This window comes from Streptomyces sp. NPDC057654, assembly GCF_042800135.1.
Classification (GTDB): Bacteria; Actinomycetota; Actinomycetes; order Streptomycetales; family Streptomycetaceae; genus Streptomyces.
Genome location: NZ_JBHVHQ010000018.1, coordinates 19069 through 29645, shown reverse-complemented (window position 1 = coordinate 29645; position 10577 = coordinate 19069). Strand labels below are relative to the sequence as shown.

13 protein-coding genes are annotated in these 10577 nt (G+C 67.9%); 4 read left to right on the top strand and 9 right to left on the bottom strand.

Going from position 1 to position 10577, the window contains the following annotated elements; genetic code table 11:
• Nucleotides 1-169: 169 nt before the first annotated feature.
• Entirely contained in the window at nucleotides 170-874 is a 705-nt protein-coding gene (locus ACFU99_RS03435; RefSeq protein WP_384385066.1) for a nucleotidyltransferase domain-containing protein, read from the bottom strand.
• A 172-nt stretch (nucleotides 875-1046) separates the two neighbouring features.
• On the opposite strand from ACFU99_RS03435, the gene ACFU99_RS03430 reads away from it, so the two are divergent.
• Entirely contained in the window at nucleotides 1047-2105 is a 1059-nt protein-coding gene (locus ACFU99_RS03430; RefSeq protein WP_384385073.1) for a chitinase, read from the top strand.
• Nucleotides 2106-2190: 85 nt separating this feature from the next.
• Here ACFU99_RS03430 and ACFU99_RS03425 read toward each other — a convergent pair whose 3' ends face one another.
• The gene (locus ACFU99_RS03425; RefSeq protein WP_384385063.1) at nucleotides 2191-2664 is read right to left on the bottom strand and encodes a carboxymuconolactone decarboxylase family protein; all 474 of its coding nucleotides are present in this window, start codon (nucleotides 2662-2664) and stop codon (nucleotides 2191-2193) included.
• A 47-nt stretch (nucleotides 2665-2711) separates the two neighbouring features.
• On the opposite strand from ACFU99_RS03425, the gene ACFU99_RS03420 reads away from it, so the two are divergent.
• Nucleotides 2712-4115 carry a PLP-dependent aminotransferase family protein gene (locus ACFU99_RS03420; protein ID WP_384385060.1) on the top strand — a complete coding sequence of 468 codons (1404 nt, stop codon included), beginning with the start codon at nucleotides 2712-2714 and terminating at the stop codon, nucleotides 4113-4115.
• Nucleotides 4116-4263: 148 nt separating this feature from the next.
• On the opposite strand, the gene ACFU99_RS03415 is transcribed toward ACFU99_RS03420, so the two are convergent.
• The 3 genes from ACFU99_RS03415 to ACFU99_RS03405 all read right to left on the bottom strand — a co-directional run bounded on the left by ACFU99_RS03415 (nucleotide 4264) and on the right by ACFU99_RS03405 (nucleotide 5941).
• Complete coding sequence (locus ACFU99_RS03415; RefSeq protein ID WP_384385057.1) at nucleotides 4264-5142, bottom strand: protein kinase; 879 nt, start codon at nucleotides 5140-5142, stop codon at nucleotides 4264-4266.
• 54 nt (nucleotides 5143-5196) lie between these two features.
• Nucleotides 5197-5499: a hypothetical protein gene (locus tag ACFU99_RS03410; RefSeq protein WP_384385056.1), complete on the bottom strand. Its 303-nt coding sequence runs from the start codon at nucleotides 5497-5499 to the stop codon at nucleotides 5197-5199.
• A gap of 223 nt (nucleotides 5500-5722) precedes the next feature.
• Nucleotides 5723-5941 (bottom strand): hypothetical protein, encoded by a 219-nt coding sequence (locus tag ACFU99_RS03405; RefSeq protein WP_384385053.1) that lies wholly within the window; start codon nucleotides 5939-5941, stop codon nucleotides 5723-5725.
• 103 nt (nucleotides 5942-6044) lie between these two features.
• On the opposite strand from ACFU99_RS03405, the gene ACFU99_RS03400 reads away from it, so the two are divergent.
• Together ACFU99_RS03400 and ACFU99_RS03395 are read left to right on the top strand one after the other, a co-directional pair.
• On the top strand, nucleotides 6045-6887 hold the full coding sequence (locus tag ACFU99_RS03400) for a Scr1 family TA system antitoxin-like transcriptional regulator (RefSeq protein WP_384385050.1): 843 nt from the start codon (nucleotides 6045-6047) through the stop codon (nucleotides 6885-6887).
• A complete protein-coding gene (locus ACFU99_RS03395; protein WP_384385047.1) occupies nucleotides 6884-7090 on the top strand; it encodes a DUF397 domain-containing protein in 207 nt (68 codons plus the stop codon). The genes ACFU99_RS03400 and ACFU99_RS03395 overlap by 4 nt, the downstream gene beginning before the upstream one ends.
• A 59-nt stretch (nucleotides 7091-7149) precedes the next feature.
• Here ACFU99_RS03395 and ACFU99_RS03390 read toward each other — a convergent pair whose 3' ends face one another.
• The 4 genes from ACFU99_RS03390 to ACFU99_RS03375 form a co-directional block, all read right to left on the bottom strand.
• The gene (locus ACFU99_RS03390) at nucleotides 7150-7584 is read right to left on the bottom strand and encodes a hypothetical protein (protein WP_384385045.1); all 435 of its coding nucleotides are present in this window, start codon (nucleotides 7582-7584) and stop codon (nucleotides 7150-7152) included.
• A gap of 277 nt (nucleotides 7585-7861) precedes the next feature.
• Nucleotides 7862-8992 (bottom strand): methyltransferase domain-containing protein, encoded by a 1131-nt coding sequence (locus ACFU99_RS03385; protein WP_384385042.1) that lies wholly within the window; start codon nucleotides 8990-8992, stop codon nucleotides 7862-7864.
• Nucleotides 8989-9870 (bottom strand): radical SAM protein, encoded by an 882-nt coding sequence (locus ACFU99_RS03380; protein ID WP_384385039.1) that lies wholly within the window; start codon nucleotides 9868-9870, stop codon nucleotides 8989-8991. The genes ACFU99_RS03385 and ACFU99_RS03380 overlap by 4 nt, the downstream gene beginning before the upstream one ends.
• Nucleotides 9871-10082: 212 nt before the next feature.
• The gene (locus tag ACFU99_RS03375; RefSeq protein WP_384385036.1) at nucleotides 10083-10385 is read right to left on the bottom strand and encodes a hypothetical protein; all 303 of its coding nucleotides are present in this window, start codon (nucleotides 10383-10385) and stop codon (nucleotides 10083-10085) included.
• Between the last annotated feature and the right edge of the window lie 192 nt (nucleotides 10386-10577).

Sequence of the window (10577 nt, the reverse complement as noted above, 5' to 3'; positions counted from 1 at the left end):
CCGGAACACAGTCCTCAATCGCCGGACGGGCTGGATGGGGCTGGGCTTCGTGATCGGGGCTCTGCCCCGGATCTCGGTCCTCAATCGCCGGACGGGCTGGATGGGCCGGGCTTCGTGATCGGGGCTCTGCCCTGGGCCCCGGTCCTCAAGCGCCGGGCGCGCTATAGCGTCACGGGGTGCGTGGGTCGGTTACTTGGTAGCCGGCCCATAGGGGGCCGCCCGCCGTGTCGAGTATCTCGTGTGCTACGGCGGCGAGTTGTGCGGGTGCGTGGAGAGCCTGGGTCAGGCGCTCGGCCAAATCCGGGTCGTGGTCGCGCAGTTCACGCAGCAGCCATTTTCCGGCGCCCTGCCAGTGCCGCCCGGCCAGCAGTGCCAGTTGGGCGGATCTGGTCAGGACGCGGCAGCTGATGAAGGCGATCTCGGCGGGGTCCTCGGCCCCGGCCAGGTCGTCGAGTACGTCCGTGAGCTGGTAGCGGTGGGCTTCCAGCTCGGCCGGGGTCGCGGCCGAGGGGCCTTCGGCCAAGCGGCGGCGCATCTCGGTCTGGAGGCGTCGGCCGAGCGCGTCGCGCTCGCTCACGATCGCGCCCTCGGCGATCAGCCGCGGAATCCCCGGCCAGCGGCGGGCCAGATTGTCGTCGCAGTAGGCGGCCAATGTCTGCTCGTCGTGGATCAGTACTTCCACCGGCCACCCGGCCCAGTGCAACGAGTGGCGACAGGGGTTGTCCCGCGGTGCGGTCACCACGACCATGTCGAGGTCGGACGTCGGGGTGCGGCGCGCGGTGAGCGCGCTGCCGCCCACGATCACGGCGAGGGCGTCGGGGAAGGCGTGCCGGGCGTATTCGCCGGCGGCGGCGACGGGCTCCATCCGTGTCACGTGCTCTTTCCGTCCCTTCCGTTCGAATCGGCCTGTCACAGCTTGAACGCCCGTGACAGCGGCCGCAAGCATCTGCGGCGGCTTTGGTCCAGACCTATTGACCGGTTGTCATGCTCACTCTAGATTCAGGCCGTCAGTCGTGGCCGGAAAGGAGCACGTCATGATCGGTCGAATGGCTCGGATGGTGCGTCTGCTGGGGGCCGGTCTCGCCTTGGCCCTGGTGTCGCAGGCACCGGTCGCCGCCGCGGCGAGCGGACCGGCGGGGCCGCGGGAGGACACCTGCGCCGTCAAGTCGAAGCCCGCGGGCAAGGTGCTCCAGGGGTACTGGGAGAACTGGGACGGCGCGGCCAACGGCGTGCACCCGCCCTTCGGCTGGACGCCGATCAACGACCCCCGCATCCAGCAGCACGGCTACAACGTGATCAACGCGGCCTTCCCCGTCATCCGTTCCGACGGCACCGTCCTGTGGGAGGACGGGATGGACGCGACGGTGAAGGTCTCGACCCCGGCCGAGATGTGTTCGGCCAAGGCGGCAGGCCAGACGATCCTGATGTCCATCGGCGGGGCGGCGGCCGGCATCGACCTCAGTTCCAGCTCCGTGGCGGACCGGTTCGTGGAGACGGTGGTGCCGATCCTCAAGAAGTACAACTTCGACGGCATCGACATCGACCTGGAGACCGGGCTCACCGGCGGCGGCAGCATCAAGCAGCTCTCCGCCTCGCAGACCAATCTCATCCGCATCATCGACGGCGTGCTCGCCAAGATGCCGTCCAACTTCGGCCTGACCATGGCCCCCGAGACCGCGTACGTCACCGGCGGCAGCGTGACGTACGGCTCGATCTGGGGCGCGTACCTGCCGATCGTCAAGAAGTACGCGGACAACGGCCGGCTCTGGTGGCTGAACATGCAGTACTACAACGGCAGCATGTACGGCTGCTCCGGCGACTCGTACTCCGCCGGCACCGTCCAGGGCTTCACCGCGCAGACCGACTGCCTCAACAAGGGCCTTGTCGTCCAGGGCACCACCATCAAGGTCCCGTACGACAAGCAGGCCCCGGGCCTGCCCGCGCAGCCCGGCGCCGGGGGCGGCTACATGTCGACGGGCCTGGTGTCGCAGGCGTGGAACAAGTACAGCGGCGCGCTCAAGGGCCTCATGACCTGGTCCCTCAACTGGGACGGCTCGCGCATCTGGAGCTTCGGCAACAACGTCAAGGCGTTGCAGGGCCGATGATGACGGAGAAGTGATCGGCGACGCCGCCGCGCGCCCCTGGGCCCGTCGCCGGACGGCTCAGGGGCATTCGCGTGTGCCTCGTGCCTCAGACCGCGCCCGGCGTCTTGCGGGTCGTCACGCTGAAGCGGTTCCAGACGTTGATGGTGGCGATGAGGGCGATGAGCTGCGCCAGCTCCTCCTCCTCGAAGTGGGCCGCCGCGCGCGCGTACACCGCGTCCGGCACGAAGCCGTCCGTCAGGACGGTCACCGCCTCGGTGAGCGCGAGCGCCGCCTGCTCCTTCTCGGTGTAGTAGCTCGCGGCCTCCTCCCAGGCGTTCAGGAGGTAGACGCGCTCCTCCGTCTCGCCGGCCTTGCGGGCGTCCTTGATGTGCATGTCCAGGCAGAACGCGCAGTGGTTGATCTGCGAGGCGCGGATCTTGACCAGTTCCGCGATGACCGGGTCGACGCCCTTGCGGGCGGCGGCGTCGAGGGCGATGACCGCCTTGTAGGTGGCGGAGGGGATGGCCTCGGTCAGGTTCATGCGGGGGGCGTGGGTGTGGGTGTTCTCGTTCGTCGTCATGTTTACGACGCTACGCCTGTACTGGTCCAACGGTATGGTCCATTTCCATGGCGGAATCGTGGGCCACTTTCGGCCGGGACCTGCACCTCGACCTGACCGGCTCGGGCGGGGTGCGCGCGGCGCTCACCCGTGCGCTGCGCGAGGCCGTACGCACCGGGCGGCTGGCCCCCGGCACCCGGCTGCCGTCCTCCCGCTCCCTCGCCGCCGACCTGGCCCTGGCCCGCAACACGGTCGCCGACGCGTACGGCGACCTCGTCGCCGAGGGCTGGCTCACCGCGCGGCAGGGCTCCGGCACGCGCGTCGCGCACCGCACCGTGCCGCGGCCGGGCGCGGTCCGGGCCGCGCCGCCGGAGCAGGACCGGCGCCCCGCCCACGACCTGCGCGTCGGCACCGCCGACGTGTCCGCCTTCCCCCGCTCGGCGTGGCTCGCCGCCGGCCGCCGCGCGATCTCCACCGCCCCGAACGACGCCTTCGGATACCCCGACCCCTGCGGCCACCCCGCGCTGCGCGCCGCGCTCGCCGACTACCTGGCCCGCGCCAGGGGCGTACGGACCGACCCCGCGCGCATCGTGGTGTGCGCGGGGTTCATGCAGGGGCTGGCGGTGCTGGGGAGGGTGCTGCGGGCGCGCGGGGTGCGGGAGCTGGGCGTCGAGTCGTACGGGCTCTGGCTCCACCGCGACGTTCTGCGCCGGGCCGGGCTGCGGACCGTACCGCTCACGGTCGACGGGCACGGGGCGCGCACGGAGGAACTGGCCGGGCACAGGGGCGTACGCGCCGCCCTCCTCACCCCCGCGCACCAGTACCCGACCGGGGCCTCGCTCCACCCGGACCGGCGCGCGGCCGTCGTCGACTGGGCGTCGCGCACGGGCGCGCTGATCCTGGAGGACGACTACGACGGCGAGTTCCGCTACGACAGACAACCGGTGGGAGCCCTTCAGGGCCTCGATCCGGAGCACGTCGTCTACTTCGGCACCGCGAGCAAGAGCCTGGCGCCTGCGCTGCGGCTGGCGTGGATGGTGCTGCCGGGGCAGCTGGCAGCCGAGGTCGCCGAGGTCAAGGCCGCGGGGGAGTGGGGGACGGGAGCCCTCGAACAGCTCACCCTCGCGGAGTTCATCGTCTCCGGCGCGTACGACCGCCACGTACGCGCGATGCGGCTGCGCTACCGGCGCCGCCGCGACCGCCTCGTCGCGGCGCTCGCCGACCGAGCCCCGCACATCCGCGCCACCGGCATCGCCGCCGGCCTCCACGCGGTCCTCGAACTCCCGCCCGGCACCGAACAGTCCATCGTTCAGGCCGCACGATGGCAGGGTCTTGCCCTGGACGGGCTGACCCGCTTCCGTGCCCCCGATGCGCCCACGCCGCACTACGACGCTCTGGTCATCGGCTACGGCACACCGCCGGACCACGCCTTTGGAAGCGCGCTGGAGGCTCTTCTGGGCGTGCTTCCGTAGGCGCACCAGCGCGCGAGTACGCGCCGTACGCGCCGTACGCGCTGTACGTGCTGTACCTGCGCGTACTGGACGCGCTCGCGTCGGAAATTCCGCTCGGCCCGTAGGACGGTCGTCATGGCTGTGGGCCGACCGAATGGAGTGGAACCCGTCAAACGTGGTGCCGGGGTTGCCAGGGGCGGGGATATGCCGCTTCGCTCAGGGCGTCCGTGACTTGGGCAGCCGTGGGCCGGGTAGCCGGGTCCCGGCGCATCATGGCGACGATCAGACTCCCCAAGGGGCCGGGGACGTCCACGGGCCGGTGTGGCTTGCCCACGATGGCGCGTCGCTGGACTTCGCGGGGTGCGTCGTCGGGATAGTCCACATGCCGCCATCCGGTGGCGCTGAGGAAAAGGGAAGCGCCGAGCGCGTACACGTCCGACTCATACGACGGTACGGCCGTGCCCGAGTCCAGCACGCTGCGAGAGATCTCCGGTGCCTCGTAGTGGACAAGGCACCCGCGGTACGGGAAATCGAAGGCATCCGAGACGTGCCCGCCGCTCGCCAGACCGAGATCGATGAGCCACGTGCAGGCTGAATCCATCAGGAGGTGGTTCGGCTGTACGTCGCCGTGCGCCCAGCCTTTCGCGTGCAGGTCGGCCAAGGGGGCGGCACACGAGAGCGCTTCGGCGAGGCTGGGCACTGATCCGTGGGCCCGATGGCGCTCCCACCGGCTGAACAGGTCCACCCCTTCCCGCCATGGCTGCGCGCTCCATGTCCCCTCGGCCCATTCACCGCACTGGACATCCTCCGGAATGATCTGGCGAAGGATGACGGATTCACGCGCGGGCGCCAGTGCAGTCCAATCGTGTGGAGGACAGCGGTAGCCGAGCTTGACCGCACGGCGGCCGGCGGGTGTCACCACATCCCAGACGGCAGAACCCCGCCGGTTGGCAACGAGCTTTGCGGTCAGGGGTTTTACGGCATCTGCAACGTGCTCGGGGATGTCGAATGGTTCAGGCGACACAGTGATCCTCTCGGCCGTCGTCACCACAGCAACCCAGGAGACCGGACACCAAGAGGGCGACCGCTGCCCTCTGGCTGGTCATGCGGCACCGTCCCCCGGCGGAAGCGCACGGCGCACCACCTGGCCGATGACGGTCGCGCCTGTGAAGTCGTCGGGCGGTTCCAACAACAGGTAGTGGCCGTACGAGCGCCGGTAGCGCTGGTGTCCGGTTTCCTGCGCGTGCTGCCTCATCCACTCGATCACGGAGTCCGGGCGGAAGTAGACGGAGGATTTCGCGCCGCACTCGGTGTCGTCACCGGAGACGCACACGGCGGAGACCTCGGTGCACGCGAGCGGGTCATGGGTGATTGTGTACGGCACGTACCGGAAAGTGGGGCTCATGAACTCCCCTCCTGGCTCTTACCGTTGGCGTTGTCGGCGCTGTTTCTGATGGGGCCGTCGGGTTTGCCGCGCCCGGCGCGGTGCTCCGGACACTGGCACTTGGGGAACGCGGCAGTGTAGGGGTCGCGATTTCTCTCCCTCGGCGGGGTCTTGGGGAAGAGCAGTACCCCGTCAACGCCGTACTCCGCCATGAGCCGTGCCAGCGCTGCCCGCGCGTCGCTACTCACGAGAACAGCCACTTAAGGCGGCCCAGCGCGCTCCGTACGCGCGCCATCGCGGCCCGGTCGGTGCGGTACTCGCTCGCAGGGAGCCACCAGGTCGGAGCTATGCGCCACGCTCCACCGGACCGGATTACTGCGTCGACAACCTCGCCTTCAAGGTCTGCTGGGGTGTCTACGTCCTTGCGGACGAGACGGAGCACGGGGCGGTTCTCTTCGGGCACCGCCGCTCCTCTCCGTAGTGGGTTCACTACCAGGAGGTGTCAGCGTGGACTAGAGTCGGCAGCCCTTCAAGTAACCAGAAGCGAAGGGAGATTTGGACGTGTCATGGTCAACCAGAAAGAGTTGAATCCCGACGGAAGTCCACGGGAAGCCTACGGGGCGCGTCTTCGCAGATTGCGGGAAGCGCGCGGGTGGAAGCAAGAGGACCTCGCCGAGCAGGTGGGGTGCTCCAGTCAGCACATCTCGGCCGTGGAAACTGGCCGCAAACCGCCAACTCTACGGTTCTCGCGCAGCCTTGATGCTGCTTTTGGGATGACTGGTGACTCCGCCGAAGCGTTCGAACGCGAGTGGCGCGACATCCGGCATGGCTCGATGCTGGAAGGCTTCTCTTCGTATGTGGAGCAAGAGGGGCGAGCGGTAGAGATCAGGGTGTTTGAGACCGGGGTCATTCCGGGTCTGCTACAGACACAGGAGTACGCAAAGGTGCTGGCAGACAGTGCAGCGCAGCGGAGGGCAATCACGCCGCAGCAAGCGAACGAACGTGTCTCGTTCCTGATGGAACGCCAACAGGCATTGGTGCGGAGGCGACCTCCCATGCTCTTCGTGGTGATGGATGAAAGCTGCCTCCGACGCCCTATCGGCGGTCGAGCTGTGATGGAAGCTCAACTAGACCGACTGCTCACGTTTGCAGCCTCGCCGACCACCGTGTTGCAAGTGGCACCCTTCTCTATTGGAGAGCGTCGCACACTGAACCTGCCCGTCAACGTGCTGACGATGGCTGACCGGTCGGTCATGGCGTATGCCGAGTCTCAGGCGCAAGGCCATTTGGACCGTGATCCCACGTCAGTCCTTCCGATGCTGACGGCCTACCATCAGCTACAGGGCGAAGTGTTGTCCCAGCCAGCATCCGTGGACATGATCAACCAGGTACGAAAGGGCAACTCGTGAGCACTAAAACCCCAGTTCCGCACTGGTTCAAATCCTCCTACAGCGATAACGGCGGAACCTGCATAGAGATCGCCGTCAATCTCGCTGCCACGCACAGCATCGTCCCTGTCCGTGACAGCAAGTACCCGAACGGCCCCACCTTCACCGTCTCCCCCGATGCATGGTCCGCGTTCGTCGCGTTCGCGGCCCGGAGCAGCACCTGAGACCTACCGGCCCCGCCCAGCAAGTGACGGGGCCGAACGGGGCTGTTAGGGCTGTTTGGTCAGCCGCAGAACGACTCCTTCACCGCGCTCACGATGCCTGCGGCCTGGTCGTCGTCGAGGCTTGGCACGGTGCCCCCCTCAAAGCGGCTCTTGGTGTTCTTCTGGACCATGGCCGCGTCCTTGCCGCTCTTGTGGTCCAGGCACGTGTCCCGTGCCCGACTTACGGCCCGGTCCTCTTTCGCGACCAACCCCGGCTCGATCGCGCGTAGGGCGCGTATCAGGGACTCACGCTGTGCCGCATCGGGTGACGGGATACCGCTCGTAGGCGTCTTGGATGGTTTCACGCGGTGGTCGGCGGTAGGCCGCGCGGACGCTGTGGCGCTCGGCTTGCTGTCGGCCGCCGGTTTGCTCGGCTCGTCGTCTTTGAACAGCGACGTGATCCCCCCGATGGCGAGCACTGCCACCCCAACGATCACCCATGTTTTGCGCTTCATTGAAGCCCCTCCCCTGGTGCACACATGATCAGCGCATAAATATCACGTGGTGTGCACATGCGCCCACAGGTTCTCGGGGCGGCCCCGTGCGGACAGGCGGAAGCCCCGCCCGGCGCGTGGCCGAACGGGGCCGGTGGTGCTGCCTGCGGGGACGCGCCGTGGGGCGGTCGTCATGGTTGTGGGCCTACCGAATGGAGCGGGAACCCGAAGGACAAAGGCCCCGCCCGTGCGACGAAAGAACGTCATGGACGGGGTAAGAGCCCCGAAAGATCAAGGGCTATCCGATAGTGGTTTCCCACCCAGCGCGCGACAGGTGACACACGCCATCAGGGTCGATGCGGACGCGGCAGCCGTACAGACCGATGCCGCCTTCCATGTTGAGCATGTGCCGGATGCGCTCCAACTCGCTCCATAGGCGGCGGGGACCGCTCTGGTGCACGGTGGGCGGGTCGGTCCAGTGCCCCTCGGCGCGGGCCCATGAGCCGTCTTCGTGGAACAGCCAAGCTGCCCGGATCTGTTCATGCGTCTCGAAGTGGCTTTCAATTCCCGGCGTGGCCAGGGTGAGACGCGTCTTGACCTCCCATGCCTGTTCGACGTCGAGCACCGGATACCGCCCGGTGGTGACCTCTTCCCCTTCCTGGTCTCGTGACTGCGGGAAACGGGTCATGAGCCGGGGCGGGTAGTCGTGCCCGTGCCTGACGCCCATGAAGCCCGCCCAATCACGTTCGACCCTGCCTGCGGCGCCCCCGTCCGGCGTCTTGCCCGCGCCGATGATCAGGGAGGTTCCGGTGATGGTGGTCACGAGCCGGCCGCCGGGGCGGAGGGCGGTCAGCCATGATGCCGGGACGCGCGGTACGGACACCATGGAAACGATGCGGTCGTATGTGCCGGGCAGGGGACCGGTAGCGTCCACGGTGGCTACCTCGGGCCGGTGGTCGGCCTGGTCGAGCCGCGCGCGAGCGGCTTCCGTCAGGTAGGGGTCCACGTCCACGCTCGTTACGTGCCGGTCGCCGAACCGGTGCGCTAGAAGTGCAGCGGAGTATCCCGACCCGGTTCCTACGTCGAGGAGGTCCATTCCTTCTTGGGGGCGGGCATGCCGAAGCATTTGGACAACCAGGCTCGGCAGTGTGGACGACGACGATGGCCACCAGTCGGCACGGCCGCCGAGCGTCGCGTGATCGGCGTGCAGTGCCCCCAGACGGGTGATCAGAGTTCGGTCACTGTAGGCCGCCTTCATCCATGCGTCCGGGGCGGTCGGACCGTCGCACAGTGTCGGGCCGTAGTAGCGCTTTTCCCACCAGCGAGGCACGAAGAGGTGCCGGGGGGTGCTGCGTACGGCGTCGTGCCAGCGGGACTCCGGATGCGTCACTTCGTCGGCGAGTGCGGCGGCCCGGTCGGCCCACTTCATCGCGCAGGCTCGGGGTGGTTGGGGTACTTCGGCAGGCATGCGGGGGTGCTCGCGGGGTCGCAGTCGGACCCGTCCGGTTGGCATGCGGTTGCATCGCGCTGAGGAATACTCGCCGACAGCTTTGCCCACGCGTCGCCGGCGAGAAGGTCCGCGAGACGCTTCTCCTTGACGTTGCCTGCCGGGAAGTTCCGCGCGAGCACACAACCCACGAGGTCTCCGTTCGGGAGGACCGCAGCGCGTCCCCGCGTGCACCGGCCGCACATTTCATTGAGCGTCGGCGGTGTGCCGGGCGACGCGGCACGACCCACGGCGCGTACGCGGTCGGTGTTGATGCGGGTCACACCCATGGACTCCAGTTCGGCACGGGCTTCGGCGACGTGCTGCCCGTCGATGATGTCAACGATGCCCACACGGATCGGGATACGCCGCGTGACTGCCTCTTGAATGTTGCACCGGGTCACGGCGTAACTCCCTTTGCGGCCGGTGATGGCATCGTGTTCGGCGGGGTCGTTGCTGTAGTAGCTCGTCCCGAGCGATACACCATCGCGCTGGAACAGGCCCCACCACGCGGGCTTGACGTGAAAGAGGTTGCTGTATACCTCCACACGGCGCCCCAACGATAGTGCCAGCTCGCAGAGTTCGATCCAACGAGGGTAGAGCGTCGGTTCACCGCCGATGAGTTGGATGAGGGGGATTTCCAGTGCGGCAGTATCGATGATCAGTTCTTTCCAGTCCGTAGGGAGCATGCTGCCGTGGGTCCCTTGGGGGCTGGACTCGGCCAGGCAGTGCGTGCACTGGAGCTGGCATCCGCCCGTGATTTCCAGCTCGATGGACTGGAGTAGGCCGATGGGGGCTGGACGCTCAACAGCAAGCATCATGGTGCATCACTCCTGAGATCTCGTTGGGGGTGCCGCAGTGATCAGGTGTGCTGTCCTTGCACCTGCCCCTCTCCGCCGGGCCTTCTCGGACCAGTCGGCGGACAGGGGAATCCAGGGGGGGCGGGACACGATCTGGGCCAGAAACCAGAGCGTCGCCACCACGGCAACCAGGAAGCCGGACACTATGAGGGCGACGGCTACGCGACGCTCGGTCATGCGGCACCATCCCCCGGCGGAAGCGCACGGTGCGTCACCTGGCCGATGACGGTCGCGCCGGTGAAGTCGTCGGGCGGTTCCAACAACAGGTAGTGGCCGTACGAGCGCCGGTAGCGCCGGTGTCCGGTTTCCTGTGCGTGCTGTCTCATCCACTCGATCACGGAGTCCGGGCGGAGGTAGACGGAGGATTTCTCGCCGCACTCGGTGTCGTCGCCGGAGACGCACACGGCGGAGACCTCGGTGCACGCGAGCGGGTCATGGGTGATCATGTACGGCACGTACCGGAAAGTGCGGCTCATGAACTCACCTCCTGGCTTTCCCTGTTGGCGTCGTCGGCGTTGTTTCGGATGGGGCCATCGGGTTTGCCGCGCCCGGCGCGGTGCTCCGGACACTGGCACTTCGGGAACGCGGCGGTGTAGGGGTCGCGACTTCTTTCCCTCGGCGGGGTCTTGGGGAAGAACGGCATCCCGTCAACGCCGTACTCCGCCATG

Excerpts from the sequence above, each read along its gene's own strand:
- ACFU99_RS03430 (WP_384385073.1), top strand. The coding sequence starts at position 1,047 with ATGGCTCGGATGGTGCGTCTGCTGGGGGCCGGTCTCGCCTTGGCCCTG.
- ACFU99_RS03425 (WP_384385063.1), bottom strand. The coding sequence starts at position 2,664 with ATGACGACGAACGAGAACACCCACACCCACGCCCCCCGCATGAACCTG.
- ACFU99_RS03420 (WP_384385060.1), top strand. The coding sequence starts at position 2,712 with ATGGCGGAATCGTGGGCCACTTTCGGCCGGGACCTGCACCTCGACCTG.
- ACFU99_RS03410 (WP_384385056.1), bottom strand. The coding sequence starts at position 5,499 with ATGAGCCCCACTTTCCGGTACGTGCCGTACACAATCACCCATGACCCG.
- ACFU99_RS03400 (WP_384385050.1), top strand. The coding sequence starts at position 6,045 with ATGGTCAACCAGAAAGAGTTGAATCCCGACGGAAGTCCACGGGAAGCC.
- ACFU99_RS03390 (WP_384385045.1), bottom strand. The coding sequence starts at position 7,584 with ATGAAGCGCAAAACATGGGTGATCGTTGGGGTGGCAGTGCTCGCCATC.
- ACFU99_RS03385 (WP_384385042.1), bottom strand. The coding sequence starts at position 8,992 with ATGAAGTGGGCCGACCGGGCCGCCGCACTCGCCGACGAAGTGACGCAT.
- ACFU99_RS03380 (WP_384385039.1), bottom strand. The coding sequence starts at position 9,870 with ATGATGCTTGCTGTTGAGCGTCCAGCCCCCATCGGCCTACTCCAGTCC.
- ACFU99_RS03375 (WP_384385036.1), bottom strand. The coding sequence starts at position 10,385 with ATGAGCCGCACTTTCCGGTACGTGCCGTACATGATCACCCATGACCCG.